A 26,957-nucleotide genomic window follows, 5' to 3' on the forward strand; every position below is an offset into this window, starting at 1 on the left:
AGGGTTGACGGCTGACCTGCGGATACGTCGGCATGACCCTCATCAGGGCGCCGCATCAGTGCTCGAGGGACCCGATCCGGTCGTCCAACGCGTCGATCCGTCGGCGGAGGGCTCGTGCATCCTTGGGCGGCAGTATTTGCAGTACACGCTCCAAGACTTCGCGGTCAGCTAGCGGATGAGGGCAACAGCCCACATGACCGTAGAAAAGTTTGTCGGCACGCTCATCGTCCGAGGCACGGGCGAATTCTTGCCACGCCTTCAACGCTGCCGCGACAGCCCCGGGACCAAGATCGGCCCGTTCGAGGCGAGCGATTCGGCCGAGCCCGCTTGCCGACACGCCATCGATAAGGGCGATCCGTACGCCAGGCTCCCGTCGCCGAGGCAGGTTGGCGCGGACGTGCCCGGGTGGCTTACGCGCCATCGCTCCCAAAGGTGATCATCATGTCCCCGATTGTTCCACACCCTGCGACCTGCAGTCATCCTCAGTGCAGCGGGTAGGCGTTTTCGGCTGCGTTCGTGTGGCTCGGAGTGCCACACTGCCGCGGTGGAGAGGTTCCGGTGCGCTGCGGGCCGGAACGCGCTGAGTGTCCCCGTCCGGCTGGTCGGCCTTCCCGCGGGGCCGCCCCGGTCGCTGCTGGATCACCATCATGTGAACCCTCCGCTGCTCGACCCCAGCACCTACGCCATCGACAAGGCCCCGTACGGCCGCGACCACGTCGTTGGTACCTTCGTGCTGTCGCCCGGCGACATTCGCGGTACACGCTTCGTCCACGAGTTCGCGAGCATTGGTTGCTGGTCCCTGGTTGGATGGGACCCCTGCGTGGCCTGCGAACGGTGCGGCACGCTAGTCGCTTCCCGGTGCGGTCGAAAGCGGTGTCCTGGCGCGAGCTGGAGATCATCGGCATGCGCGTGTACCGGCGGGAGGACTACGTGCAGGCCGCCCGCTTTGTGCACAAAGCGGCGTGTCGGCCGATGCCCTGACATCTCGGGTCGTACCGCCCCATGGAGGTTGGCGAAACGTTCCGCGCCCTCGATGCCGGTTGCGACGCCAAATGGTGTTGGACTGCGGAGGCGACACATGAGCCTGTTCTTACTGTCCGACCGGATGGCCGTGGTCACCGGGGTGCCGACGCGGCATCGGGCTCGCGATCGCCGCGGCGGGCGCCGACATCATCAGCATCACGCCGCGCTGGAGCAGGCCGGCGGCGAGGCAGCCACCCGGGTGCCGCCCACGGTACCTCGTTCACCCCGATCCGGGCGGACCTCGCCGATCCGCCGCCGTGCACGAGTTCGTGGCCCGGCGGCGCCGCGGACAAAAGTTCCTGACGCCGCTGGAGGTGCCGCGTCATGCAAACGCGGTCGAGCGATCTTGGCTTCCGCTTATGCCGCATGGTGAGCCCGCGTGACGGACGGGCGCCGGGTTTCCGAGGAAGACGTGCCCGGAATCCCGGCGCCAGTGGGATCAGTGCTGTCCCCGCCCGAGCTGCCCGGCCTCGGAGCACCACGGGCACGCCGGGTCCCGGCGGGGCACCTGCGGGATCCGCGTGCGGTCGCGTGGCAGGTACAGCGTCCACGTGGTGTCGTCTGGGTCGTGATGCAGCCCGGTGCCGGCAAGCATGAACTGGTCAACGGCCTCCATGGCCACGAGGCCATTGAGCGCGATGACGCTCGGTGCGGGCACGCCCGGGACGTAGCGGGCCGCGTCGCGTTCCCGGTCTGGGTGCATGTCGATGGCCAGCTCCGTCGGGTCGATGAGCTCGTTGCACCACAGACACCCGCCGGCCGGGATGAGCAGGCGGGCGACCGCGTGGATCTGCCCGATCGTGCCGTCGGCGCCGACGCGTACCTTGACCCCGATCTGGGTGGCCGGAATGTGGAACTGGTTGACGGCCCGGTTGACCCAGAACCGGGCGGCGTGTGAGTCCGCGGCCAGGAAGATCCAGTCGCAGCGGGTCAGCTCCTCGCGCGCCCGGGGGGTCTCAATCCGCTCGGCCAGCACGGTCAGGTCGATGTCCGGGTTGGCGCGGCGGGCGTTGCGGATCGCCAGCTCGACCTTGGCCGCGTTGACGTCGCTCGGGTCAGCGGCGACGAGCCTGGGCAGGTTGGTGTCCTCGACGGTCTCGTCGTCGATGAGCACCAACGCGCCGACACCGAGCCGGGCGAGCGTCTCGACCAGGATCGAGCCGACGCCGCCGAGGCCCGCAATCGCGACCCGCATCCGCCCAAGGGTCTCCTGGCCGAGGTCGCCGAAGAGGCGGGCCTGCCGGTCGTGGATCGCCGCGGCCTGCCCCCCGCGGGCAGAACGCGGCCGGAGCCGGACCAGATTGCCGCCCGGCACGACCAGCTCGGCGAGGGCGGCTCGGCCGCCGTCGGGCAGCCACAGGTCTCCGGCCGCCGCCGCATCGGCCAAAACGATCCCGCCGACCGGCAGGCCGGTGATCTGCCGCAGCGCCGGGTAGCCGCGCTCGTGGCTGGCCAGGTCGACCCGGGAGAATCCGACCGCGTCCGTGCCGAGGTGGCGGTGTACGGCCAGGTAGACCAGCCGCTCGTTGCGGGCCCGGATCACGGCGTCGCGGACGAACGTCGCGGTGAGCGCGCTGTGCCCGGCCGTGCCGATGGTGTAGTCGACGCCGTCACGGGCGAGCAGCACCTCCCGGGCGAGCAGACGAGGGCCGCGCGGGCCGTCGGCGAGCCCGGCGAGGATGACCGCGCCGTGCTCGCCGCCGTCGCGGAACAGGTGGTCGGTCAGCTCCCGCCACAGTCGGGGCGGCACCGTCAGGCTCCAGCCGTGCGTCGGCGGGTTCACCGGGACGCGAACCATGTGATCACCTTCTCCGCCTTGAGGGCCGCGTTGTCGAGGCCGGGCCGCCAGCCGTTGGACCGGCGCGAGAGCTGCAGGACCGGCTGGTCGCGCCAACTGGTCGCTGAAATGCCCTCGCCATGCGGCAGGCCATCGGCACGGGTGACCACGCCGAGGTAGTGCGGGTAGACGTCGGCGCTGTCGTACGCGGCGCTGATCTGGAACCCAAGGAAGGTCCGCGACGGCAGGTAGCGCGAGCCGACCTCCACGTCGTGGACGGTCACGTAGGCGCCGCCGGCGCCGTCCGGCACGACCTCGACCGGCTTGCCAGCGAAGTGTGCGCGGACTGCGTCGACGCCGCGGGTGACCGCCGGGACCAAGTCGGTCACGAGTTGTCGTCCTTGTCGACACACAGGAAATCCTCGTGCCGGTGCACCCGGACGGTGTCGGTGTCGCCGATCACGTGGTACTTCCCGCCGTGGTGGACCGACAGCTGGAACGTGAGCTGGATGTCGACGCCCTGCGCGATCGCGGCCTGCTTGATCTCCAGGCCAGTCACCTCCCGCTCGGGCACCTCGACGGGCTTGGTGTTGACGATGACCTCGACGGTGCGCGGCGGCCGGGCCCCGTCGTTCTGCTGTTCGGCCTTGAGAGCCGTCACGGCGAGTCCTCCTTCGGTCTGGTCACTAGGTCGACGGATCGGCCCAGCAATTCAGTTTCACGGGAAAAATTTAAACTGGTGATCCGTAGTGCTGTCAAGACCCTAGTGGTCGCGGCGTGGGCCGCGCGGCGAGTGGGCGGCGGGCGGATGAGCTGCCATGCTGGATGGCGTGCAGATCGAGCTCGCTGGCCGCATTCCGTTGCAGCACGCCGAGCTGGTCACCCGTTACATCGAGGACCAGGACACCCTCCTGCTCGATACGCGGTCCTTGAGATGGGCGAGCCCGCTGGAACTCGCCGCGTTGGTCACCATCGGCACGGACGCCGCCCACCAGGGTCGCGATGTGCGCCTGCAGCTGCCCTACGACGAGAAGGTCACCTCCTACCTCGGGCGGATGAACGTCATCGACCTGCTCGAGGAGGCTGGCTGCAAGTTCGACGGGTCGCCACTGGCGACGGGGCGCAGAGACCGCCGCGACACGTTGTTCGAGGTCACCAAGGTCACGACGGCGGACAGTCAGCAGGTCGCCGAGCGACTCGGTGAGATGGCCTTCGGCCGCCTGGGCCGGAAGGCGGGTGCCGCAGCATTCAAAGCCATGAGCGAGCTGCTGGACAACGCCACCACGCATGGCGTCAGCGATGTCGGCGCGTTCACCGCTGCGCAGCTGCTCACCGGTGTGACCAGCAACTGGCCCGGATTCGCCTTCACCGTCTGCGACGCGGGGGTCGGCATCTTCGAGCACCTCCGCGCCAGCGCTCCACACCAGGACCTTGTCGACAGCCGTGCCGCACTCGAACGCGCCCTGCAGCACAAGGTCAGCGGCGTTCCCGGCGGCAACCGCCGCGGCTACGGCTTGGGCGACCTCGGGAAATATGCGCGGAGCGACGGCGGCGGCCGGCTAATCATCCGCAGCAACGGCGCCGTGGCCAGCGTTGTCCTGCGCAGCGAATGCAAAATCAACTACAGCACCTTCACCGCACCGATGAACGGCACCTGGGCCTCACTGCGAGTCCGCCGCACTTAGCACGCGCAGGTGCATCCGACAAGGGACGATCGCGCGTCGGGCTACCGCAGGCACGCCGAACGTGTTTCAATCGGTCACGTGAAACCGGATGCCGCGACGTCGTTCACCTTCCCCGTGAGACCGCACGGGAAGTTCCTCGCTACACGCGAGCCCGCGAAGCTGGTCTTGCGTGAGCTGCAAGACAAGATTCCAGCGAACACGTACACCCTGGTCATCGACTTCACCGGGGTCGACGCCATGACCCACAGCTACTGCGACGAGTTCCTCGCTCGCTACTACGCAACCCTCGCCTCCACCGGCAACAACAGCGACAGCACGGACCGAAGCCCGGCAACCGTCTTACTGACTGGTTTGGAGGAGGATGTCCGCGAAACCATCACCATCTGCCTCGAACGCAGCGACCTCATCGCCCTGGAAGACCGTGATGGACAGCCGTTCGTGCTGGCCGCATCAGCCGTCCTGAACGAAACCTTCGAAGCCGCACGGCAACTCGGCACCTTCACCGCGCTCCAACTGGCCGAGCGCATGAGGGTCACCGCACCGAACGCCAACAACCGGCTCAAGCGACTGGTCGCTGCGCGAGCCTTGCTGCGCCGCCCGGGCGTCGCCGAGCGCGGCGGCAAAGAGTTCACCTACGCCGTACCGGAGCTCTCTCCGCGCGAAACGACCGCTGTATGACTGCATCGACCCACGCAGACACGACTCTCATGACGCCTTCTTGCTCAGAGAGACCCTGAGGCAAGGGGCAATACGTACGACGAGACGTCTCCCCCGCACGGATTGATCGTTCGGCCGAGCGGCTGCAGTTAGCCGATCCCGGTCGAGCCCACGGAGAGGATCAGCGACGCGCCGGCAAGGACGAGCGCATCCGCGATCGAGCCGAACCGCAGCACGCCGAGCGCGACGATTGCCGTGAGCGCTGCGCCCAGCACGAGTTCGACCAGAACGCGAATGACACGATAGCCAACTGGCGGTTACGGTCGTCCGGCGCCAGGCTGACCTCGCGGGCGATCACTCACGATATGGCGGCACTCGAGTCTCTCGTCCAACTGACGACGCACAGCCCAATCAGCGACTTGAGTGCGTTGAAGACGTTGCGCAGGTAGTCGTCACGGCGACTCACGAGCGATATCGCGACGAGACCCGGAATGGCTGTTGACGCGGCGGTCCGGTCACAGGCAGCATCGAGGTTGTTGCATTCGGTTTCCGCGATCGGTCGCTCCGGTCGCCGGACGGGAGGCGCCGCGTGCTCGCCAACATCGTCGCCGGCCTGGTCACCGCGGCCCTGCTCGCCGTCGGTGGATTGGCATGGCAGTACCGGCGCCGCCTAGGGCTGCTACGAGCCGCGCTGCACCGGTCAGGCCGGCTGCGGGTGTCGGTCGCGGCCCTACTGCGTATCAAGGACGACGACGGCTACATCCTGATGCAGCATCCGTTTCGCCCGGATGCCTACGGTCCGCCCGGCGGCGTCTTCAAGTACACCAGCGCGGCGCGCGCGGCCCTGGACGCGGTCGGCTTCGTCGAGCACCGGCCGCCCGGCCGGGAGGCGACGATGAGTCGCGACCTGCGTGGCTTCGTACCGGCGCGGCTCGGCCTCGGCTTCCTGCGCTGGTTCGACAGCGGCGCGGACCGCGAGTCCGGTCCCGAGTGCCTGCATCGCGAGCTACGCGAGGAACTGGCCGAGGCGGGGCACCCCGAGCTGATGGCGTTGGTCGAGAACCTGCGGTTCCAGAAAGTCCGTGCCGTCGTTGACGGGCCCCGCCCGACGCTCGGCAAGGAGTACCGCACAATCCGTTCGTTCGAGGTGTACGACATTATCGCCGACACCCCGGAGGCGCTGCAGCTCGTACAGTGCCTGCTCACGCTGGGCCGCGACGCCGGCGAAACGGCGATCATTCTGGCGACGGCCGCCGACATTGAAGAGGGGCGCTGCGAGCGGTACCTCGTCAGCCCGCAGTCCGCATTCTTGCTCGGCGAACGGCGGATCCACGAAGATCTGCCCGCGCTGCGCTGATGGCACCCGCAGCCGCGGCCGGTGGAAGCGAGGACCCGCTCGCCTCGCTGTTGGACCCGCAGGTCGCCGAGGCCCTGCGGGAATGGGCCATGGCCGGAGGCGGCGTCGTCCAGGCTCCGAGCCCCGGTTGGAGCGCGTCGGGCTACACCGGCGCCGTTGTGGCGGTCATCCTCTTCGAGGAACGGCGTCCGGACGGTGCCTGGAGCTCGGACAAGCAGATCATCAAGGTAATCCCCGCCGGTGAGGAGCGGGAAACCGGCCTGCACGAGGAGGCCTGGCGGCACAACCAGTCCTTCGCCAAGCGACATCTGGTTCGGCAGCGGGGCCGGCCGTGGCCGGTCGGCGACGGACGCTACATCATGTTTCAGGACATTGCCGGCGACCTGCTCGACTATTGTCCGGTCGACAGGCTCGACGGCGACGTGCAGGCCGTCTGCTGCGCGGCCGTAGCACGGCTCGTCCTGACGGACTGGAACGGCAACCGATGGCCGGACCGGCCCACCCGTACGCGGAAGCTCGTTGGCGACTACCTGCGCCACGAACTGCGAAAGCGAATCGACAAGATCGAGCAGTGGGCGGAGCAGCAAGGCCTGGCCCGGCCCGGCGAGCAGTGGGTCGGCGCACCGACGGCCGACGACGGCGAGCGGCTGCCGAATCCCATCGCGATGGTCCGCACGGGGCTGTCCGCGCAGCGCGTCATCGTCCAGTACCTGTGGGGCCTGAGCCACGGCGACCTGCATCGCGGCAACATCCTCGTCCCCGTGCCCGAGCCGGCGCCCGGCGACCCACCCGCGCCGCTGGAGGTCGACCAGATCAGGATTGTCGATCTGGCGGCGTTCGACCCGGCTGCGCCGCTGACCCGCGACCTCGTCGAACTGTCCCTGTCGTTCGCCGCGGCCGAGCTCGAGGGCCCCGCCCGTCCGGACGCGGCGGAAGTCCTGCTCCGCGTGCTCCTCGACGGCACCGGTCGACCCGGCCCCGCGGCGTCCCCGACCGGCGATGCCCTCCGGTCCATCCATCGCGGGGCCGGACAGCCCAGGTCGTTCCTCATCGAGTGGCGGACGCAGTACCTGCTGTCGTTGCTGGCCGGCGCGCTGCGGCACACCGGCTACAAGAACCACGACGACGCGACGCGGCGGTGGTTCTTCCGCGTCGCGGCCAGGTCCACGGCGGAGTTCCTGCGGTTCGCCGAGCAAAGGCAGCTCATCCCGGTCGAACCGGCGGCCGAGGAGGCGCCGGAGCACGTGGTCGTATCGCTGGTCTCCGCCGTGAGCGACCGACCGGCCGCCTATACGCTCCAGAAGCAACTGGAGCGCCACGCGGAGGCCGGCGGCCTGAGCTGGACCGTCCACGTCCTGCTGCACACGGAGGAGCGCGGCGCGGCGCCCGACGCCGGCCCGCGCAGTCCGGACGTGGTCGTGTACCTGCTCTCCGAGCGCAGCGTCGTGGACCACGGCTGCCGGCGCGAGCTCGACGCCGCGAAGGCCGGCGGCTTCCCCGTGATCGCCGTTCGGACCGACGCCACAACCATGCGACTCGGCGATCGCCAGGATGTGGTGCAGGCGGGCCCCGACGGCTTCGCCGAACTCACCCGCCGCGTCGCCGAGCTCTCACTGACGGAGCAGGTACGCCGGCAGATCGCCGAGAAGCTCGCGCAGACCGAGGCTGAGGCGGAACGGGCGGCGGGGCCGCGGCGGCGAAGGCTCGACGCCTACAACAGTGAGAAACGTGTGCGGCTGGAGGACGAACGGCGCCGGACGGCCGGCGCCGGCCCCCGACGCGACGAGCCGGTGCCGTCGGACCTCACCGCCGTGACCGTCTCGGCGCACCACGTCCGGCTGGTCAACGAGGCACCGGCCGTCGCCGAGGGCGAGTTCTGCGACCGCGTAGCAGCGATGCACGGCGTCGAGGACACGATCGGCGATGCATCGACGCGGGTGGTCCTGGTCTACGGCGCGTCCGGCGCCGGCAAGACGGCGTTCACGGCGGAGCTGCGGCGTCGGCTCGCCGCACCTCGGCCGCGGGCCGCGGTGGACGCCGTCGTGTACCTGTCGGCCGACGGGTACCGGCCGGTCAACGTGGCCACGGTCCTGCTCGACCTGGTGCGCAGCCTCCCGGAAGGCGCGGACCGCGAGCGGCTCACCGCGCGGCTGACGGACCCGATCGAGTGGCGGGAGAAGCTGACTGACGTACTGGCGGGCCTCGATGGCCGGTCCGTCGTGGTGGTCCTCGACGCCGCGGAACACCTGTTCGACGCGGCCGGAACCCTCCGGGACCGGGATTTGGGCGCGCTGGTGCGGGAGCTGGCCGGTCGTCCCGGGCACTCCGTGACGCTGGTCCTCACGGTGGCCGACGGGCCGCCGCGGCAGATCCGGCGCGACCTGTCGGCGAACGTCAGGTTCGTCGCGATCGAGCGCGGCCTGCCGTTCGCCGACACCATCAGGTTCCTCACCGCCCTGGACCGCACCGCGACGCTGGGGCTGTCGGCGCTGGCCCAGGATGACGACTTTCGGCAGCGCGTGTACGAGGTGAGCCGCGGACATCCGCGGACGCTCGAACTACTGGTGGGTCTCCTGCGACTGGACCCGGACCGGTCCGTGGTCGGTCTCCTCGACGACCTCGAGCGCATGGCGCCGGAGAACGTCGCACCGACGCTGTTCGACTGGACCTTCGCCCAGCTCGACCGGACCGAGCAGCGCGCGCTCCAGGCGCTCGCCGCCTACCGCCGGCCGGTGCCGCCGGCGGCGGTCGACTTCCTGCTGAAGCCGTTCGTGAAGGGGATCGACAGCGCTCCAGTGCTGCGCGGCCTCCATGAGCGGCGCATCGTCCGCCACGACCACGGGCACTACTTCCTGCCGGCCGCGGAGAGCGCCCAGGTCCTTGACGGCATACCGCAGGGGGCCCTCGACGACCACGGTCACGTGCCTCCGGTGCTGACCCGCTTCGCCCTGCTGTACCGAGCCGCCGTGTACTTCGAGCAGGCACAGCCGGCTCAGGTCACTGGCCTGCTCGATCTCCGTCCGTACTTCAGCGAGATCGACCTCCGCATCCGGGCGTGGGACTTCCATCGGGCGTACGAGGTCATGAACCACATCGAGGACGAGTACCTCCGGCCCTGGGGGCAGAGCGACGTGCTGCTGGACTGGCGGCGCGCGGTCCGCGGACGAGTGGGGGACGACGCCGAGGAAGCGAACAACCGCCGCCGTCTGGTCGCGGCGCTGCAGCAGCAGGAAGACATCGACGGCGCCCTGACCGAGCTGACGCAGGCACGCCGGGAATGCTCGTGGCTGCGCGCCCCGCGGGCCCGCCTCGCACTCGACATCCAGCTGGCGAACGTGCACTTCGACGCCGGGCGGCTCAGCCGCGCCGGCCGGCTGTATCGGCGGCAGCTGTGGCAGAGCCGGTTGGTGGGCGGCACGGGAAGCGAGTCGACCGTCGCCCAGGGCAATCTCGCGCTCTGCCTCGGCCGGATCGGTCACCATGCGCGGGCACTGCGCATGTTCGCCGCCGCCCGGTCCGCCGCCCGCCGCCTGTCGGACACCGACCGAAATCGCATCCTCCCGGAGCTTCTGGCCAGCCACGCCTGGGTCCTCGGTCAGCTCGACGAGACGCCGGCGGCCATGGAGCGGCTGCGGGAGGGCCGCTCGGTAGCCGCCGCCGCCGGCAACCGGAACCAGGTCGGCCTTGGACTCTGCCTCAACGGAGAGGCGGCGATCCTGGTCGACTCCGGAGCAGCCGAGGCCGCCGGCGAGTTGGCGCAGAAGGCGGCCGAGATCGGCGTGCTAACTCGCGACCCGAACCTCATTCGGCAGGCCAACCTCAACCTCGGCCTGGCCTATCTCTGCCTCGATCGGGACGCTGACGCACTCGCCACAGCGGAGATCAGTGCCCGGCTGGACCGCGGTCCGCACGCGATCGGGGCCAACGGCCTGCTGGGGATCGCCGCATTCCGCTGCGGGCGGCCGGACCGCGCACGGCTCGCCTTTCTCACCGCGATGGATGCCGCCGGCCGACAGCTGGAACGAGAACAGCACGACTACGTGGCGTGGGATGCGCGCGGCCTCGCCTGTTTCGGCCTCGCGCTGATCGAGGTCGAGCAGCAGTCCAAGCGCCTCGCCCAGGCCGCGGAGGCCTTCGCCCGGGCGCGCCGGATCACCAGCGCCGCCGGGGCCGTACGCCGGAATGCGATCCTGCTCGGACGCTTCGGAGAGCGGGCGGACGACGGCCTGGTTGCCGCGATGACGGCGGTGGCCCGCGGAGCCGGACCGCCCTTCGGCACCGCCTACTGAATTCGGTCGACTGATCGAACCGCGACGTTGCTTTCGGTGTTGTCGGTCCAGAGAACTCTGAGCCGGAGTACTCCTACCCGGTTGACATGGACGACGACGCCTGTCGGAGCCTGGTCCGGACGGGGATCCCGACGGCGGACCCGATCGCCCCGCCGCCATCCTTTTCGGCCCGGCGACACGTCGCCGGGATCGATGCGCCGAAAGTTTCCATTGACCATTGCCATCCCTCATCAGGGTGCGCGAAACGCGTCGGAATGAGGTCGTCGAAACGATAGCGATACGCGCGCCGAAATCCGTTCGGACGGGAAGAAGAAAGCAGCATCGGTGTATCTGCACCTGAAGTTACGGGATGGGCACTCCGCGCGTCCATGACGTCACTGACGCCAGGCCGACATCATCCATGGCGGTATCCTGTCGCGATTGTGTCGCGTTCACCGCCACGTTCTGGACCAGCCTGCATCCAGGTAAGACGGTAGGAGGAGCTTGCCGAGCAATGCTGAGAGGGCATCCCCGATGCCGGTGCGGATCGCCGTCTCCGATCCGCTGCCGATGTTCGGCCGCGGAGTAGCGGAGGCAATGCGCGGCGCGGGCTACGATGTCGAGTCGCCCGACGACCTGCTGTCGTGGACGAACGAGGTGGGTGCGCACATGGTGATGCTGACGCTGCTCAGCCCGGCCGACTGGACCCTCCTCGCCACGTTGCGCGACAGCCGGTCGCAGGTCGCGTTGATCGCCGTGATCGAGCACGGCGACGTCCCAACTTCCGTACGGGCCCTCGTCTCCGGGGCCGTCGGCGTCATGGCCCGGGAGGCCGACCCCGAAACAGTTTGCAGCGTGGTGTCGGCCGTTGCCGCCGGTCGCAGCCTTTTGCCGGCCGAGGTGGTCCGCGCACTCACCGCACCGCAGCGCCGGCCACCGGCCGAACACATTCCCACGGACAGGGAGATCGCCTGGGTTCGCATGCTCGCGCAAGGCTTCACGGTCGCCCGGCTGGCCCAGCACGCCGGCTACTCCGAACGGATGATGTTTCGGCTCCTGCGCGCCCTTTACAAGCGGTGGGGCGTTGCCAACCGTACCGAGGCCATCGTCCACGCCCGCGGGAACGGCTGGCTGTGAACCTCAGCGCGACCGCCCGGATCGCGCGTTGCAGCAGCGGCGCCGCGGCCCGCAGCCGCTTGTTGTATCCGGACTAGCCCGGCAGATACGGAAACGCACCAGGCAGGTGCCGGGGCAGGAACCGCACGCAGCCAGCGGGCCTCGGAGCGGGCGCCGAGCAGGACCTGAGCCACCGCGATGGTCAGCAACTCCGCATCGGACAACCTCGGTGGACGCCCGGTGCGGCGTGGCCATCCGAGCCAGTCGTCGATCTGAGGTACCCGGCGGCGGCGGTGGTCGGGCTGATCGCGCTACGTTTTTACGACCAGCGCGTGGGTCACGGGCGCCGCAATGCTGTTGACCGGCTTCGACGGCCGCTTGATCACGCTTGCGCTCATGCCGCCGACCGGTGCTAGGCCTGTCATGTACGAATGCCGGGCATACTCGTGCTGTGGCAGCACGAGTACGCAACCAACCCTGGGCTCCGTGCGCGACCAACGCGAATCTCCGAACGCCCCCAACGCCTGGCGGACCGGGGAACTGCCCGCCCGGTGGCGACCTCGATCTCCACGTCGGCTGGGACCGTTTCGAGAAGCTCATGTTGGATCTTGTCCAGCGTGTCCTGGGTTTGCGCGGTGTCCGGTTCCGCCGCTACGGAACGCTCGGCCAGAAGCAGCATGGGATCGATCTTGCCGGCCGGGACCCTGACGGCGCCTATGTGGTCGTGCAGTGTAAGGACTACAGGTCCTTCACGAAGGCCGACCTGCGCAGGGCCGTCGCCACATTCGCGTCGGGCCGCCGCCCGTTCCACGCGACGCACCTGATCGTGGCGACCTCGGCGAACACCGAGCCGACCCAGGTCTTCGACGAACTTGCGACGTTGCAGGGCGAGCACCCAGAACTGACACTCGACCTGTGGGGCGCTGAGCAGATCAATGACTATCTGCGCCGCAATGCGGATATCGTCGCCCGCTTCTGGACCCGTGAGACCGCAGCCACATTCTGCACGGCAGCCCCGCTGCCGGGCGTGCCCGCGCCACCTCCTGATCGGCAGCTGCAGGCCGCTCGCATCCTCGTCGGCCCCCTCAAGACGTCAGACGTCCTGGCGACGTTGCGGCAGGCCGAGGAAAAGCGAGTAGGCACGCCGCACGAATCCGCTGTGCTCTACCGAGAGCTGGCCGAACAACTGGAGGCCGCCGGACACCGAGGCCATGCTGCCGTAATGCGCGACCGGCAGACCGGCGCACTTCGAGAGGCGGGTCAATCGGCAGAAGCCGCCGCAGTAATCGCCCGGCTTGCCGTCAACGCGCTCAACCGCGGCGAGCGCGACGAGGCCCGCCGCTTGAAACACATGCTGACCGAAGTGGTCAACGAAACGAACGCCAGCGCGGACTCCGAGCCAGCGGAGCCACGCAGGCACGCGGCGCTCGTCGCGGCAGCCGTGGACTACGTCGGCGACCCACTCGGCCGACCCGACGATCTCCTCCGCGCACTGTCCGACCCGGACGCGACGACCGTTCCGTACCACCCGGAGTTGGTTCTGGTACTCGCCGAGGGTGTCGCGGCCGGTCTTCCTCATCAGTTGGGTGAGCTCGATCCGTTGCTGCGTTCCACCATCGGGCAGCTCGGTGCGGCCGGCTCGGAGGAGATCGGGATTCGGCTGCGTCTCGTCCTGGCAGAGTACGACCACGAGGAACGCCGGGTGCTGGGTTCGGTCGCCCGCAAGCACGAGCTGCCGGGTCGTCTGGCCGCGCTGGTCAGCGCGCGAGAGGCACGACGCTGCGCGCAGGAAAGCCGACTCGACGAAGCCGTCGAGCATTGGCGGGACGCTGTGCTCTACGGCATCCACGATGGCTTGGCCGACGACGCTGCGGACTGGCTCTACGCGATCCGGTCCGCCAGACACCTCCTTGGCCCATTGGTCGCCGGCATCGACGACGAGCACCATCTTGCGCAGGCGTTACGGCACACTGCTTCGGATCGCTTGCTCAACCGCGCCCAGCGCCCGAGTGAACGAGCGCGGGCTGCGGTGCTAGATGATCGTCCCAGGGTGGCGGTACTGCACGCGCGGCAGTGGCTCACCGATGCCTTCATTACCGGCAGCTGGGCCGTCGAACTGGAAGCGGCCCGTTTCCTCGGCGACCTGTACCGGGACAACGAGGAACCTGAAGCCGCCGCTGAGCTCTTCGCGAGGTCGGGCAGTGCCAAGAAGATCGAGGAACTGGCCGAACAGGTCGGCGACCGCCTGATCCCCGTCACGCTCGACCGAGAGGAGCCGTGGTGGACCACGAGCGCTCGGATCGTGCTCACCATCGCCCAAGCCGACCTCCTGCCCGACAAAGCAGCGGCGGCCTTGCTCGAGGAGCTGACCGACTTGGCAGCCCGAGGGCGTGACGGTGAGCTCATCGACCGTTTCGGCGGCGGCGGAGTGACAGACCGGGCCACGGCCGGCGCCTGCGCCTTCGCCCATCGCTCAACCGCCGAGCAGGCGATGACGGTCCTTGACCTGCTTGCCGCAGACGTTCCGCGACAACCAAACCAGTTCAGGGACAGCGACGACGCACACGCCGCCACCTGCATCGACATCGCGACCACGCATCCGCAACTCGCGGTACCGGCACTCACCCGTCTCTTCGACCTCGCCAGCCACGACGCCAGGAAAGCCGTTGCTCTGACTGCCGACGACCGAGTCCTGGACCTGATCAAGGGGAACGTCGGCTCCAGCGGACCGAGCCTGCCGCTCTTGACCACCGAGCAGCGTGACGTGCTCAGAACTGCTGCCCTACGACTCGCCGACGGCCAGTCGCCGATAACCCAGGCGCTTCGACACGAACTGGCACCCCACGAACCGGCCGCGCTGGAGGCAGCGCATCGTGCCGCCGACCGGATCTTGACGCGGCCGGATCCGCAAGCCGGGCAGACCGCATTCGGCTCCTTGATCGTGACCGACGCCTACCTTGCCAGCCTCCTCGACCAGCCGGAACGAACGGCGTGCCTCGAGAAGCTTCTGAGCATCGCAGAAGATGCCCGCGAGGCGGCGATGAACCGGCAAAACGCGTTGGACGCCGCAGCCAACCTCGTCCTGCACGCCGAGCCAGCGGTCCGAGCAGCCGTCTTTCAGCGCAGCAAGCACTTCGTGACCGGAGCCCAGGACGGCAGCGCCCACGACGACGAAATGACAGGGCCGGCCCATCCACTGAGCTTCCTTCGGATCTCCATGGGGACGGCAACTCTACGCGGTCAAGGTTTGCGGCTTGCCGGATGCGCGTCGAGTGACGACGCCGAACGCCGATGGGTGCGCGACCGTGCGGTCGACCTGCTCCGCAGCGGTGAGGATTCCCTTATCCAGCAAGCCGCGCTGGCATTGGCTGCCATGGATTCCGTCACCACCGAGCTCGACGCGGATCTGCTGGCCGCTCATCACCATGTGAACGTGCGGCAGCTCAGTGCACACCTCTGCGTCCGCCAACCGGAGCGATACCGGGTAGCCGCCCTCCGCCTGGCTGAGGACCGTAATCCGCGGGTGCGGCGTGTCCTTGCCGAGGCAGCAGCACGCGCCTACGCCCAGAACCCTGAGGGTTTGCGGGAGATAGTTGGTGTTCTGGCCTCCGATGCACGACACAGCATTCGCACCGCGGCTCGACCCTCCGCAGGCGTTGATCAGGTTTCGTCGGCGGCAACAGCCGACCCGTGACGAGACCGATTTGCTTTGTAGTCCCGACGCAGCCCCTGCACTTGAGACAAGGGCAGTGCGTACGAAGACAGGTCCACTCGCACGAGTTGAACGTCCGGCCGAACGGCTGCAGTTATGGCTACTGTGACAGCCGTGGAGAAGCCCCCATCGAAGAGCACTGGACGCGAAATCACGGAGAAGGCCGTCGAGGCCGGCCTCAACGTGGTGCCGCTGGTCGGCGGTCCGTTGGGCGTGGCGTTCGCCTACGCGGTGAGTTTCACCTACAACCGCCGCATGACCCAGTGGCTCGAAGATCTGGCCGAGGCCGTCGACGAGCTCACCGACCAAGTCGAAGGCATGGATCTTGAGAGCTTGGCAGCAAACGACATCTTCGTCGACGCCGTCGCCTCCGCCACGCAAGCCGCCACCCGGACCCATCAGGCACTGAAAATCGACGCGCTCCGCAATGCCGTGCTCAACAGCGCACTCCCGGGCGCACCAGATTCCGACACGCAGCTGATGTTCCTGCGCTGGATTGAGGACTACACGGCCGCTCACCTCCAGATCCTGACGCTGCTCAACAACCCGGAGGCGTGGTACGACCAGCGAGGCATCCCCACGAAGAAGGACACAATCGCGGGATCGCGGCGCCAGCTCGTCGAGGAAGGCATCCCGGAGTTCGCCAGTCAACGCGAGTTCACCGACGTGGTCGTGCGCGACCTTTCCAACGCCGGCCTGCTGAGGATCGACGGTCTCGGCGGCATGGTCACCGGTCACGGGATGTACCAGGCCGTCACGTCTGAACTGGCGGCCAAGTTCATCGCCTACATCACCGATCCCCGCAAGGACAGCTCGCCGTCGTCCACATGAGCCTTGGCAGCCCGCGTGTGCACCACGAGCCGGATCACCCGATCAGGGGTCCTCCGATGGAGGGATCGCGGTTGTGAGTCACTCCGCACGGCGGTCCCATGAAAGAGGCGGGCCCATCTCCGGGCCGTGCATCAACGGACGGCGGAGGTGTCATGGCCGATGTCGATGTAATCGTCCAGAATCCGATCACGGGGTTGTTCGGGTTCCGGCTGGAACTTGGTCGCGACCGATCCGGAACGCGCATGCAGGCCAGACGGGGCGGGTTCGTCACACGACAGGCCGCCCTGGCCGAGTACCGGCGGCTGAGCCGACAGCGTGACGCGCAACGACCCCGGCTACGGCTGTCCGACACCGTGCAGACGCTGTGCGAGGACTGGCTCACCGCCCGGACACAGGAACTGCAACCCAACACCGTCTACAACTACGGCCACCTGCTCAACCTGATCTACCCGCACATCGGCCGGGTCCGCGCATCACGGCTCAGCGCCCGCATGACCGAACGCGCCTACCAGCACCTGGAGGCCGCCGGCTACTCCCGCACCACCCTGCGAACCCGCCACCTGGTGCTCGCCAAAGCGTTCGGCGAGCAGACCGGCCGCACCCTCGGCGCGCGCAAGCCCCGGGAGACCGACGATCTACGGCCCGTCTGGACCCTCACCGAAGCACGCACCTTCCTCGACCACACCACCAGCGACCGGCTCTACCCACTCTGGCGACTCCTGCTCACCACCGGCCTACGCCGCGGCGAACTGTGCGGCCTGCAATGGTGCGACCTGGAACCGGACCTCGCCGCGCTGACGGTCCGCCGACAACGCGTCGTGGAAGACCCCACAAGCCAAGTGCGGGAGAAGCCACCCAAGTCCCACAACGGCACCCGCACCCTGCTCCTCGACCCAACCACCCTCACCGCACTGACCAACACCAGACCAACCACCAAGATGGCGCTCGTCTCCGGCCACATATTCCTCGGACGACGCGGCCAACCACTCCGACCCGACAACCTCAGCAACCGATTCAACCAACTCGCCCGAGCCGCGGGAGTCCGCCCGATCGGACCCCACCAGATCCGCCACCTCCTCGCCTCCAACCTCCTCGACCTCGGCTACGGCATCCCCGAAGTCGCCGAACGCCTCGGCCACGACCCCGCAACCCTCATGCGCTACTACACCCGCACCAACGCCCAACGCCGCCAACAAGCCGCCCACGACCTCGCCCAACTCATCACACCAACAGCAACCCTCATGGACGTCAGCACCGCACCCCACCTGCAGGCGGCATGACCACATCAATGCCAGCGCGGCACCAAACCCACGGACCCCTTTACTCGGCCGGTTTATGCTTGAAGCGACCTGGGAGAACGTTGCTGAGCACGCCGCTGGGGCCTCCGACGACTGGGGGTCAAGGGGTCGTGGGTTCAAATCCCGCTGTCCCGACGGTTTGAGCAGGGCAAACGGCGAGGCCGATTGCCCTTTGTGGACACGTGGCTGTTAGCGCCGCCCACCATGATCCATTAAGCAAGATGGACGAAAGTGCTCAAATCGGGCGCTCGAATCCCCGTTATGCCGCGGATTGACCGGCGGCCACTTGACCGAAATCAAGTGTGCACTGTGCTGACTGGTGGTTCGTTCGCCCGGGCGTTGTCGCGGGCCGCGACATCGTCGGGCGTACCCGCAGGTCGGCCTCGGAGCTCGTTCGCGGATCAGCCCGCCTAACCGGGCGGGCCGCCGGACTTCGGCGGCCAGCGCTGCGAGCACCTCGCCGGGCGTCTCGTCGCCGCGATCACCGACCGGTACGGCGAACACCGCCACGTGCACTGCACGATCACCGAGGACGGCATTCTCAGCGGCGGCGTGGCATGGGTTTCAGACCCGGCCGAAGCCAGCACGACGACACACCGAAAGGCCAGGCCCCGTGACCAACGACCTCGACGCCGGCCAGACGCTGCTCCTCATCGCCGATGCAGACTTGCTGCACCGGCCCCGCCCGCTGCGCACCGACGAGCCGCTGACCATCGCAACCGTCCCGACAACGGCCGCTGACTGGCTACCCCACACCATCCTGCCGTCGTTCACCAGCCAAGTGCCGTGGCGGGGCGCCCGGTGGCAATCTGCGGCGCCGAGTCGGCCGCAACAACGACAAGGATCGACGCCAGTACCGCGAGCGCCGTGATCCTCGCGACGAGCCGCATCGCTCCCCTCCATGCGTGTGTCGAGGCGGTGCGCAGGTAAAGATCGCGGAACCCGGTCGAGGATCGCCGAAAGCGGCGGTAGAGCGGTTGCCCACAGGCCCCAGTTCAGCGGCTCAGGAGCCGGGCCGCCAGACCGGGATCCAGTCGTGGTCCAGCCGGCACGCGAGCAGCGGCCCGGTGGCGAAGCACTCCGGCGGGTCGGATGAGCGGGCGGCGGCCCGCCCGAGCACCGTCGCCGCGCCGGTCTCGACGTCGAGGCGTGCGATCAGCGTGGTACCGGCGGCGCCGCGGCCCGCGACCAGCAGTTGGGTGCCCGCCAGGTCACCGGCGGGCACCCAGCCGTCGAGGCGGCGCACGAGCCGACCGGTGGCGGCGTCGAGGACCAGGACCAGGCCACTGCCGGCGACCGGGGTGGACGGGGTGGCCAGCAGGTACGACGCGGATAGGCCGGCCAGGTCCAGCTCACCGTCCAGGCGCCACCGCTCACGGCCGGTGTCCCGGTCCAGCCCCACCGTCGCCCCCGTCGCCTCCGAGGCGCAGAGCATCTCCCCGCACCAGGAGAGGTACCCGGCGGTCCGCTCCCACATCCGCCGCCCGGTGGTCAGGTCGAAGACCGCGCCCTCGAGGATGTTTCGCTGCTTGGCCCGGTAGGCCAGCAGCCGGTTGCCGGACAGTGCGAGCCCGTTGACCGTGCCGGAGTCCTCCAGCCTGACGGTCCGCACGACCTCGGCAGTCTCGCCGCTGTGCAGCCGCAGCGTGCCGTCGGCGTCGAGTGCCGCGATCTGGACGCGCCGGCCGGACTGGAACACGACCGTACTGATGCCGCCGGGCGCCGTGACCAGCGACCAGCGCACGGCGCCGGTGCGCAGGTCGATGCCGGCCAGGTACGGGGTCGACCGCTGCCGCTCAGACTCCGCATCGCCGCCCGGTGGGTACAGCTCGGAGACCACGACCCCGTCCGCGCACGCGCAGCTGTGGACCACCGGCACGTAGCCGGTCCACTGCCACACCGGCGCCCCGGTGGCGGCGCCGAGCCCGACCAACGCCGCGTCGGCCGGGCTCGGGCTGTCCTGAACGCCGACGACCACCCGCGCCTGGTCCACGCCCAGCAGCTGCGTGCCGGCCGAGACCGGCACCGCCCACCGGCGAGCGCCGTCGGGCATCCGGTACGCCGCGAGGTTGTCCCTCGACAGCACGTACATCGCGGACTCGTCGCCGGCGACGGCGCTCACCCCGTCGCCCCGCAGCACCGTCGCCGGGTCCGTCGACAGCGCCGGCTGTGCGCCCCCCGCCAGCGTTAGCACCACGGCGATCAGCAGGGCGGCCGACCACCAGCGCCGGACGGGCGGCCGTCCGCCACCACGGGGCCGCGCATCAAGATCGATCACCGTAGCCATTCGCCAACCATCCCACGGGCGGCACTACCGAAGTTTGCGCCATGTCTAGATTCCCATACGTGAATCTTCTCGCCGTATGGTCCGGGTCGTGTCATTCGCGGGGACTGCACTTCCATTGACCATGGGCATACTCGCCGCGATGTTCGTCGCGAGCGGGGCGCCGAAGTTACGAAGGCCGTTCGCCAGCGCGCTGGCAATCCTGCGGTTCGGCGTGCTTCGCGGGATCCGGCCGTGGGCCGGACGGGCGCTCGGCGGCGTCGAGGTGCTCGTCGGCGTGGCCGTGGCGGTCCTGCCGAACCCCTTCTGGCCTGCCGTCGCGGCCTTGCTCCTGCTCAGCGTCTTCACCGGGTTGGTCGTCGCGGCCCTCGCCCGCGACCGCTCGTTCGACTGCGCGTGTTTCGGCGGCGGCGAGCAGATCTCCTCGTCTACGCCCTGCACATGACCGGGGCCGACGCCCGCCTGTGGGGTGTGGCGGCCGGCGTGCTGGCCATCACCGGCCTGGTGGTGACCCGGCAGGTCGTCGCCTTCCACGACTACGACCGCCTGCTCACCGACCTCGACCGCAGCGTGCTGGAACTGCGCCAGCTGCACGGCGAGCTGCGCCACCAGGCGACCCACGACGCGCTGACCGGCCTGGCCAACCGGGCGCTGCTGGCCGAGCACATGGCCACGCTGCCGCCCGCGGCCCGGCTCAGCATCCTGGTCCTCGACCTGGACGGCTTCAAGCAGGTCAACGACCGCCACGGCCACCACGCCGGCGACGAGTTGCTCGTGGCCGCGGCCCGCCGGCTGGCCGCGTGCGTGCGGGCCGACGACCTCGCGGTGCGGCTGGGGGGCGACGAGTTCGCGGTCGTCCTGCCGCACACGGACGCGGACCGGGCCGGGCGCCTGGCCGACGAGGTGACCGCCGCGCTGAGCCGCCCGTACGCGGTGGCCGGCACCGTGGCGCGGGTCGGCGCCAGCGTGGGCATGGCCACCGGCACCCCGGCCGGGCTCGACGCGCTGCTGCGGGACGCCGACGCCGCGATGTACAGCATCAAGATCGCCCGCAAGGCCGGAGCCGTCGCCGCCGCATGACGGTACCGTGAATCCCACGTTACGAGAGAGCGCTCTCACGACTTTTCGCCTCCCACCAGCGGAAACATCGATATCCATCGGCGACGGTCTGGACACTCGCGGTGATCTATGGCCAGGATGGTCGTCGATGGTAATGCCAACGGGGAAGGAGGTCAGAAAATGGCAGAGCTCTTCGCGTTCAACGTCGCCGTCCTGGAGCCCGAGCCGGCCGCCGCGCCGGACCTGGGGTACTACGACCCGCAGCTGCAGCAGTTCGTGTGGGCCGGGGACGACGAGGTGACCCTCGGTGCGGCGCTGTGCAGCCGCGGGCCGGCCGGCTACAACCGGTGCAGCTCGACGGGCACGGCCTGCAACATGAGCGGCTCCGGGTGTCAGAGCCCAGGCTTTCCCAACTGCTACATCCGCTGCGACTACGGGTGACCCGACGCCTGAACCGCAGGTGATGTGAGCACATCGATGGGAGTGTCATGGGGGAGAGCCGGATCCTGGTCGTCACCGACTACATCGACGCACACGCGGACCGCCTGATCGCGCTGCTGCGCGAGCGCGGTGCCGAACCGGTCCGGCTCAACTCCAGCGACCTGACCGCCGGCCTGACCGGCCGCCCGCCGCACGGCGTCACGCTGCACCTGCCCGAGGCGGGCAAAACCGTCGACCTCGCCGGCCTCACCTCGATCTGGTGGCGCAAACCGGGCCCGTTCGGGCTGCGCCCCGACCTCGACGAGCGGCAACGCGAGTTCGCCATGGAGGAGACCGGCCACGCGGTGCTCGGCCTGCTCGGCACCCTCGGCGCCCGCTGGGTCAGCCATCCCGACGCCATCCGCCGCGCCGGATACAAGGCCGAGCAGCTGCATCGAGCGGAAGCGCTCGGTTTCACGGTACCCCGCACCCTCATCACCACCGACCCCGAAGCGGCCCGCGGGTTCCTCGACGAGTGCGGCGGACAGACCGTCTACAAAGTCCTGTCCGACCCGTACCTGGCCGCGAGCCGGCACGCCGAGCGCGGCGGGCACGGCAGGCATGAGCACGGCAGGCACGGCTGGCACAAGCCGCCCGACAACCTGTTCGTCGCGACCACCCCGGTCACCGCCGCGACCCTGGGCGACGGCGAGGCGGTGCGCGCGGTCCCGTGCCAGTTCCAGGAGCGCCTGCCGATCGCGAGCGAGCTGCGCGTCACCGTCATCGGCGACGAGGTCTTCGCGGCCGAGGTCGTCGCCGGCACCATGGACTGGCGGCTGCCCGGCGCCGACGCGACCTGGCGGGCCGCGGCCCTGCCCGATGCCGTGGCCGCGCGGTGCGTTGCGCTGACCCGCGGGTACCACCTGGAATTCGGCGCCGTCGACCTCATCCGCACCCCGGACGGGCGGCTGGTCTTCCTGGAGATCAACCCCAACGGGCAGTTCCTGTTCGTCGAGGACCGCGTGCCCGAACTGCGGCTCGGCGACGCGATGGCCGCCCTGCTCATGCGCGGCGGCCAGGCGTGAGCCCAATGAGCCCGCTGATCCCGTTGCCGGCGCTGGGCAAGGCCCGCGACAGTCACGCCGTGCTGTTCCAGGGCCCGATCGACCACGACACCGCGGCCGGATGCTACGAGCATCTGCGGGGCGCCGGTCGGGTACCGAAGCTGGATCTGGTCCTGGCCACGACCGGCGGCCCGGCCACCGCGGCGCGGCGGCTCGCGCTGCTGCTGCACGACTACACCGACCGGCTCACGATCCTCGTCCCGCACCGCGCCCGCTCCTCCGGAACCCTGTTGTGCCTGGCCGCGCACGAGCTCGTCCTGGGCCCCCTCGCCGAGCTGGGCCCGCTCGACCCGCAGATCGCCGCGGCCGGCCCGCCGCAACCCGGGCAGCCCGCCGTGCTCTCCGCCGAGGACCTGCGCGCGTTCCGGGCGATGGCCGAGGACTGGTTCGGCGTCGACCGGCCCGAGGACCGCCTGCAGGTGCTCGCCCTCGTCGCCCAGCGGGTCTTCCCCGGCACCCTCGGCGCCTTCTACCGCGCCGAGCGGCTCGTCCGCGGGATCGCCGCGGAGCTGCTCGCCTTCCAGCTGCCCGACGCCGAACCGGCCGCCCGCGCCGCGCTCGTCGAGCACCTCGTCACCGGCCGGCACGCCCACGACGACGTCGTCACCCGCGGCCAGGCCCGCGCCCTCGGCCTGCGCGTCACCTACCCCGACGCCGAGCAGGAGGACCTCCTGTGGGCCGCTCTCGAAGGGAACGCACCGTGATCGCGCACCTGTTCGGCCTGACCGTCATCGGGCTCACGTTCGCCGCGTCGGCGGTGAGCAAGCTGCGCGACCGGGGCGGATTCGTGCAGTCCGTGCGCGCGTTCCAGCTCCTGCCGGAGCGGCTGACCGGCGCCGTGGCCACCCTCCTCACGTCCACCGAGGTCGCCGTGGTCGCCCTGCTGGCCCTCGGAACTGCCAAGCCGGATGTGGTACCGCCTGTTCTGGTCGTCGCCGCAGCCCTCCTCGTCGCCTACACCGCCGGTCTGGTCTCGGTCCGGGCCCGCGGGCTGCACGTGCCGTGCCACTGCTTCGGCGCCAGCCCGGTACCGGTCTCCTGGTACGACATCGCCCGCAACGGCCTGCTGCTCGGCATCGCCGGCCTCGCGCTCGCCGCGGGCACCCCGGCCGAGCCGCTCACCGGCGTCGACGCGGTCCTCGTCGCGCTGGCCGGCGCGGCCACCACCCTCGTGGTGACGAACCTCGCGAACGTCGTCCACACCGCCGTCACCGCCGCCGGTACCGACTGAGGAGCCCCCATGGACGCCACCTCCTTCGTCCTCGTCGCGCTGAGCCTGGTCTGCCTGCTGAACCTGGTGCTGGTGCTGCGCATCTCGGCCCGGCTGCGGGCCGCCGACCACGTGCGCTACGAGCGCGAGCACGACGGCGAACCCCTGCCGCTGGGCTCGGCCGCGCCCCAGTTCAACGCGATGACCCTCGCCGGGCAGGGGATCACCGGGCAGCGGCTGGCCGGGCGCCCCGTGCTGTACCTGCTGCTCTCCCCCAGCTGCGACCACTGCCGCGACGTGCTGCCGCTCCTCGGCGACCTGGCCCCGCTCGCGCAGCAGGCCGGCACCCAGGTCGTCGTCGTGGTCGACGTCGGGCCGATCCGCGCCCGCGACTGGCTCGCCCTGGTCCGCGACGAGGACGGCGTCACCGTCAGCGTGCCGGTGCTGGCCGCGCCGGCCACCCGCACCACGATGGTGGTCGACTTCAACCCGCCGGGCCTGATGCCGTACTTCTGCCTCGTCGACGCCGCCGGCCGCATTGCCGCCCGCGGCCCCGTCGGCGGCCCCGACTGGCAGGCCCAGCTGGCCTCGTGGCAGGAGCCGGTCGGGGCCCGCGATGCCCGCTGAGCCGGTCGCCGGCTACGGCCCCGACCTCGCCTTCGCCCACGCCGCCGGGCACACCGGCTTCGTCGAGCTCGCGATCCCCACGATGCTGTCCTTCCTCCGCCGGGCCGGGATCCGCGACGGCCTCGTGGTGGACCTCGGCTGCGGTACCGGCGTGCTCGCCCGGGCCCTGCTCGACGCCGGCTACGACGTCCTCGGCGTCGACCTCTCCCCTGCGATGCTCGACCTGGCCCGCGTCACCGCCCCGGCCGCGCGGTTCGTCGAGGCGTCCTTTGTGGACGTCGAACTGCCCCGGTGCGCGGCGGTACTCTCGGTCGGGCAGTGCCTCGGCTACCAGTTCGACCCGAGGGCCTCGCTCCCGGCTCTCGTCCGGCGCATCGCCGCCGCCCTGCGACCCGGTGGACTCCTCGCCTTCGACCTCAACGCGCCCGACCCGGCCGAGCGCGGCCACACCATCCTGCACCGCGACGAGCCCGGCTGGACCCTCGTCGCCGCGACCACAGTGGACACCGACACCCTGACCCGGCGCATCACCCTGTTCCGGCGCTCCGGCGACACCTGGCGGCGCACCGACGAACAGCACGTCGTCCGGCTGTACGAGCCCGCGACCGTCCTCCGTGGACTCACCGCGGCCGGGTTCCACGCCCGGACCTTCCACGAATACGGCGACTCGCCGTTCCCGGCCGGGCTCGTCGGCTACCACGCGCTGAAACCGGCATGAGACTCCGGTCCGTCTTCGGCCTCGCCCTGCGCGCCGCGCCCGGCCGCCTCACCGGGTACGTGCTGCTCGTCCTCGCCACCGGCGCCGCACCCGTCGCCGGCGCCTGGCTCACCCGCACCGTCATCGACGACCTCATCGCCGGCCGCGCCTACCTCGGCCCCGCCGCGCTCCTCGCCGGCGTCGGCGTCCTGCTCGGCGCCACCCCCCACCTCGCCACCTACCTGCGCCACGAGCTCGACCGCCGGGCCGGGCGCACCGCCCAGCGCCGCCTCCTCGACGCCGTCGACCGCCTCGCCGGGCTGCGCCGCTTCGAGGACCCCGACTACCTCGACCGCCTCCGCCTCGCCCAGCAAACCGGCGACCTCACCTGCGGCGAGGTCGTCGACGGGGCCCTCGGCGTCCTGCGCTCCGCCGTCACCATCGCCGGATTCGCCGCCTCCCTCGCCCTCCTCGGCCCCTGGGTCACCGCCGCCCTGCTCGCCGGCGGCGTCCCCACCGTCCTCGCCGAGCTCGGCCTCGCCCGCCAGCGCGCCCGCATGTACTGGCGGATCGGCCCCGTCCAGCGCCGCGAGATGTTCTACACCCACCTGCTCACCACCATCGGCGTGGCCAAGGAACTCCGGCTGTTCGCCGCCACCCCGTTCCTGCACGCCCGCATCCTCACCGACCGGGCCACCGCCGACACCGCCCGCCGCCGCGTCGACCGCAACCACGCCGCCGTCCAGACCGTCCTCGCCGTCCTCGCCGCCGCCGTCGCCGGCGCCGGGCTGCTGTGGGCCGTCGCCGCCGCCCGCGACGGCCGCCTCACCCCCGGCGACGTCGTCGTGTTCGTGACCGCCGTCGCCGGCGTCCAGGCCGCCCTCGCCACCCTCGCCGACGACGGCGCCCGCGTCCACTTCGCCCTCGAGAACTTCGCGCACTACCAGACCGTCGTCGGCGCCGGACCCGACCTGCCGCCCGGCACCCGCGACCCCGGCCCGCTGCGCGACGCCATCGAACTGCGCGACGTCTGGTTCCGCTACACCGACGAGCACCCGTGGGTCCTGCGCGGCGTCAACCTCGTCATCCCCCGCGGCACCGCCGTCGCGCTCGTCGGGCGCAACGGCTCCGGCAAATCCACCCTCGTCAAACTCCTGTGCCGGTTCTACGACCCGACCCGCGGCGCGATCCTCTGGGACGGCACCGACCTGCGCGAGCTCGACGTCGCCGCGCTGCGCCGGCACATCGGCGCCGTGTTCCAGGACCACGTCGCCTACGACCTCACCGCGGCCGAGAACATCGCGCTGTCCGAAGTGGACGACCCCGCCACGGTACGGCCGGCCGCGACCACGGCCGGCGCGGACGGCTTCGTGCGGCGGCTGCCCCGCGGCTACGCCACGCTGCTGTCCCGGGTCTTCGCGACCGGCGAGGAGGACCACCCGGAGGCCGGCGTCGTGCTGTCCGGCGGGCAGTGGCAGCGCCTCGCCCTCGCCCGGGCACTGCACCACGCCGGGCGCGACCTCATGGTCCTCGACGAGCCGTCGGCCGGGCTGGACGCCGAGGCGGAGCAGGAGGTACACCGGACGCTGCTCGATGCCGCGACGGGCAGCACGTGCCTGCTGGTCTCGCACCGCCTCAACGCCGTCCGCCACGCCGACCACGTGGTCGTGCTCGACGCCGGCACCGTGGTCGAGCACGGCGACCACACGTCGCTGGTCGCGGCCGGAGGCCAGTACGCGCGCCTGTTCGCCATCCAAGCGGAGGGCTACCACCCGGGGCCACCGTGACCCGGCGCCGCCACCGGGGCGGCCG

Annotated in this window: 22 protein-coding genes and 1 pseudogene; 17 read left to right on the forward strand and 6 right to left on the reverse strand. The window is 70.3% G+C overall.

Annotated features, from left to right (window positions below):
- Positions 1 to 1,462: 1,462 nt before the first annotated feature.
- Genes ABT297_RS31200 through ABT297_RS31210 form a run of 3 tightly spaced genes read right to left on the reverse strand, consistent with a single transcriptional unit; the run spans position 1,463 to position 3,461 of the window.
- Positions 1,463 to 2,821 carry a ThiF family adenylyltransferase gene (locus ABT297_RS31200; RefSeq protein ID WP_350555980.1) on the reverse strand — a complete coding sequence of 453 codons (1,359 nt, stop codon included), beginning with the start codon at positions 2,819 to 2,821 and terminating at the stop codon, positions 1,463 to 1,465.
- Positions 2,803 to 3,189, reverse strand: coding sequence for a hypothetical protein (locus ABT297_RS31205; protein WP_350555981.1), 387 nt, complete (start codon positions 3,187 to 3,189; stop codon positions 2,803 to 2,805). The genes ABT297_RS31200 and ABT297_RS31205 overlap by 19 nt, the downstream gene beginning before the upstream one ends.
- Positions 3,186 to 3,461, reverse strand: coding sequence for a multiubiquitin domain-containing protein (locus ABT297_RS31210; protein ID WP_350555982.1), 276 nt, complete (start codon positions 3,459 to 3,461; stop codon positions 3,186 to 3,188). Before ABT297_RS31210 ends, ABT297_RS31205 begins: the two co-directional genes overlap by 4 nt.
- A 157-nt stretch (positions 3,462 to 3,618) precedes the next feature.
- Between ABT297_RS31210 and ABT297_RS31215 the strand changes: the two genes are divergently transcribed.
- The gene (locus ABT297_RS31215) at positions 3,619 to 4,485 is read left to right on the forward strand and encodes a hypothetical protein (RefSeq protein WP_350555983.1); all 867 of its coding nucleotides are present in this window, start codon (positions 3,619 to 3,621) and stop codon (positions 4,483 to 4,485) included.
- A 78-nt stretch (positions 4,486 to 4,563) separates the two neighbouring features.
- Positions 4,564 to 5,163, forward strand: coding sequence for a hypothetical protein (locus ABT297_RS31220; protein ID WP_350555984.1), 600 nt, complete (start codon positions 4,564 to 4,566; stop codon positions 5,161 to 5,163).
- Positions 5,164 to 5,291: 128 nt separating this feature from the next.
- Here the strand turns inward: ABT297_RS31220 and ABT297_RS31225 are convergent, their stop codons facing one another.
- Positions 5,292 to 5,417, reverse strand: coding sequence for a hypothetical protein (locus tag ABT297_RS31225; protein WP_350555985.1), 126 nt, complete (start codon positions 5,415 to 5,417; stop codon positions 5,292 to 5,294).
- 314 nt (positions 5,418 to 5,731) lie between these two features.
- Here ABT297_RS31225 and ABT297_RS31230 point away from each other — a divergent pair, with 314 nt between their 5' ends.
- From ABT297_RS31230 to ABT297_RS31240, 3 genes are all read left to right on the forward strand, one after another.
- Positions 5,732 to 6,499, forward strand: coding sequence for an SMODS-associated NUDIX domain-containing protein (locus ABT297_RS31230; protein WP_350555986.1), 768 nt, complete (start codon positions 5,732 to 5,734; stop codon positions 6,497 to 6,499).
- A complete protein-coding gene (locus ABT297_RS31235; RefSeq protein ID WP_350555987.1) occupies positions 6,499 to 10,788 on the forward strand; it encodes a tetratricopeptide repeat protein in 4,290 nt (1,429 codons plus the stop codon). Before ABT297_RS31230 ends, ABT297_RS31235 begins: the two co-directional genes overlap by 1 nt.
- A gap of 513 nt (positions 10,789 to 11,301) precedes the next feature.
- Positions 11,302 to 11,904, forward strand: coding sequence for a response regulator transcription factor (locus tag ABT297_RS31240; protein ID WP_350555988.1), 603 nt, complete (start codon positions 11,302 to 11,304; stop codon positions 11,902 to 11,904).
- Between the two features lie 7 nt (positions 11,905 to 11,911).
- On the opposite strand, the pseudogene ABT297_RS43230 reads toward ABT297_RS31240, so the two are convergent.
- Positions 11,912 to 12,155 (reverse strand): annotated as a pseudogene (locus ABT297_RS43230) (IS982 family transposase); the annotation flags it as partial.
- A gap of 326 nt (positions 12,156 to 12,481) precedes the next feature.
- Between ABT297_RS43230 and ABT297_RS31245 the strand changes: the two are divergent.
- The 3 genes from ABT297_RS31245 to ABT297_RS31255 all read left to right on the forward strand — a co-directional run bounded on the left by ABT297_RS31245 (position 12,482) and on the right by ABT297_RS31255 (position 17,706).
- Positions 12,482 to 15,577, forward strand: coding sequence for a hypothetical protein (locus ABT297_RS31245; RefSeq protein ID WP_502885677.1), 3,096 nt, complete (start codon positions 12,482 to 12,484; stop codon positions 15,575 to 15,577).
- Between the two features lie 132 nt (positions 15,578 to 15,709).
- Positions 15,710 to 16,426: a hypothetical protein gene (locus ABT297_RS31250; protein ID WP_350555990.1), complete on the forward strand. Its 717-nt coding sequence runs from the start codon at positions 15,710 to 15,712 to the stop codon at positions 16,424 to 16,426.
- Positions 16,427 to 16,668: 242 nt separating this feature from the next.
- Positions 16,669 to 17,706, forward strand: a complete 1,038-nt coding sequence (locus tag ABT297_RS31255) for a tyrosine-type recombinase/integrase (protein ID WP_350555991.1) — start codon at positions 16,669 to 16,671, stop codon at positions 17,704 to 17,706.
- A gap of 1,021 nt (positions 17,707 to 18,727) precedes the next feature.
- On the opposite strand, the gene ABT297_RS31260 is transcribed toward ABT297_RS31255, so the two are convergent.
- Entirely contained in the window at positions 18,728 to 20,011 is a 1,284-nt protein-coding gene (locus ABT297_RS31260; RefSeq protein ID WP_350555992.1) for an outer membrane protein assembly factor BamB family protein, read from the reverse strand.
- An 88-nt stretch (positions 20,012 to 20,099) separates the two neighbouring features.
- Here ABT297_RS31260 and ABT297_RS31265 point away from each other — a divergent pair, with 88 nt between their 5' ends.
- The 9 genes from ABT297_RS31265 (at position 20,100) to ABT297_RS31305 (ending at position 26,932) form a co-directional block, all read left to right on the forward strand.
- A complete protein-coding gene (locus ABT297_RS31265) occupies positions 20,100 to 20,453 on the forward strand; it encodes a MauE/DoxX family redox-associated membrane protein (RefSeq protein ID WP_350555993.1) in 354 nt (117 codons plus the stop codon).
- Complete coding sequence (locus ABT297_RS31270; protein WP_350555994.1) at positions 20,450 to 21,088, forward strand: diguanylate cyclase domain-containing protein; 639 nt, start codon at positions 20,450 to 20,452, stop codon at positions 21,086 to 21,088. The genes ABT297_RS31265 and ABT297_RS31270 overlap by 4 nt, the downstream gene beginning before the upstream one ends.
- A gap of 159 nt (positions 21,089 to 21,247) precedes the next feature.
- Positions 21,248 to 21,508 carry a hypothetical protein gene (locus ABT297_RS31275; RefSeq protein ID WP_350555995.1) on the forward strand — a complete coding sequence of 87 codons (261 nt, stop codon included), beginning with the start codon at positions 21,248 to 21,250 and terminating at the stop codon, positions 21,506 to 21,508.
- A gap of 47 nt (positions 21,509 to 21,555) precedes the next feature.
- A complete protein-coding gene (locus tag ABT297_RS31280) occupies positions 21,556 to 22,572 on the forward strand; it encodes an MvdC/MvdD family ATP grasp protein (protein ID WP_350555996.1) in 1,017 nt (338 codons plus the stop codon).
- Positions 22,573 to 22,577: 5 nt separating this feature from the next.
- Positions 22,578 to 23,315, forward strand: coding sequence for an SDH family Clp fold serine proteinase (locus ABT297_RS31285; protein ID WP_350555998.1), 738 nt, complete (start codon positions 22,578 to 22,580; stop codon positions 23,313 to 23,315).
- Positions 23,312 to 23,842 carry a MauE/DoxX family redox-associated membrane protein gene (locus ABT297_RS31290; RefSeq protein ID WP_350555999.1) on the forward strand — a complete coding sequence of 177 codons (531 nt, stop codon included), beginning with the start codon at positions 23,312 to 23,314 and terminating at the stop codon, positions 23,840 to 23,842. Before ABT297_RS31285 ends, ABT297_RS31290 begins: the two co-directional genes overlap by 4 nt.
- Before the next feature lie 9 nt (positions 23,843 to 23,851).
- Positions 23,852 to 24,448 carry a TlpA family protein disulfide reductase gene (locus ABT297_RS31295; protein WP_350556000.1) on the forward strand — a complete coding sequence of 199 codons (597 nt, stop codon included), beginning with the start codon at positions 23,852 to 23,854 and terminating at the stop codon, positions 24,446 to 24,448.
- Entirely contained in the window at positions 24,438 to 25,166 is a 729-nt protein-coding gene (locus ABT297_RS31300; RefSeq protein ID WP_350556001.1) for a class I SAM-dependent DNA methyltransferase, read from the forward strand. The genes ABT297_RS31295 and ABT297_RS31300 overlap by 11 nt, the downstream gene beginning before the upstream one ends.
- Positions 25,163 to 26,932, forward strand: coding sequence for an ABC transporter ATP-binding protein (locus ABT297_RS31305; protein WP_350556002.1), 1,770 nt, complete (start codon positions 25,163 to 25,165; stop codon positions 26,930 to 26,932). Before ABT297_RS31300 ends, ABT297_RS31305 begins: the two co-directional genes overlap by 4 nt.
- Positions 26,933 to 26,957: the final 25 nt, after the last annotated feature.

Source organism: Dactylosporangium sp. NPDC000555 (assembly GCF_040300025.1).
In the GTDB taxonomy this organism is placed as follows: domain Bacteria; phylum Actinomycetota; class Actinomycetes; order Mycobacteriales; family Micromonosporaceae; genus Dactylosporangium.

Coding starts and splice junctions, on each gene's coding strand:
- ABT297_RS31275 (WP_350555995.1), top strand. CDS start 21,248: ATGGCAGAGCTCTTCGCGTTCAACGTCGCCGTCCTGGAGCCCGAGCCG.
- ABT297_RS31235 (WP_350555987.1), top strand. CDS start 6,499: ATGGCACCCGCAGCCGCGGCCGGTGGAAGCGAGGACCCGCTCGCCTCG.
- ABT297_RS31215 (WP_350555983.1), top strand. CDS start 3,619: ATGCTGGATGGCGTGCAGATCGAGCTCGCTGGCCGCATTCCGTTGCAG.
- ABT297_RS31305 (WP_350556002.1), top strand. CDS start 25,163: ATGAGACTCCGGTCCGTCTTCGGCCTCGCCCTGCGCGCCGCGCCCGGC.
- ABT297_RS31200 (WP_350555980.1), bottom strand. CDS start 2,821: ATGGTTCGCGTCCCGGTGAACCCGCCGACGCACGGCTGGAGCCTGACG.
- ABT297_RS31240 (WP_350555988.1), top strand. CDS start 11,302: ATGCCGGTGCGGATCGCCGTCTCCGATCCGCTGCCGATGTTCGGCCGC.
- ABT297_RS31280 (WP_350555996.1), top strand. CDS start 21,556: ATGGGGGAGAGCCGGATCCTGGTCGTCACCGACTACATCGACGCACAC.
- ABT297_RS31300 (WP_350556001.1), top strand. CDS start 24,438: ATGCCCGCTGAGCCGGTCGCCGGCTACGGCCCCGACCTCGCCTTCGCC.
- ABT297_RS31260 (WP_350555992.1), bottom strand. CDS start 20,011: ATGGCTACGGTGATCGATCTTGATGCGCGGCCCCGTGGTGGCGGACGG.
- ABT297_RS31255 (WP_350555991.1), top strand. CDS start 16,669: ATGCAGGCCAGACGGGGCGGGTTCGTCACACGACAGGCCGCCCTGGCC.
- ABT297_RS31285 (WP_350555998.1), top strand. CDS start 22,578: ATGAGCCCGCTGATCCCGTTGCCGGCGCTGGGCAAGGCCCGCGACAGT.
- ABT297_RS31245 (WP_502885677.1), top strand. CDS start 12,482: ATGTTGGATCTTGTCCAGCGTGTCCTGGGTTTGCGCGGTGTCCGGTTC.
- ABT297_RS31270 (WP_350555994.1), top strand. CDS start 20,450: ATGACCGGGGCCGACGCCCGCCTGTGGGGTGTGGCGGCCGGCGTGCTG.
- ABT297_RS31295 (WP_350556000.1), top strand. CDS start 23,852: ATGGACGCCACCTCCTTCGTCCTCGTCGCGCTGAGCCTGGTCTGCCTG.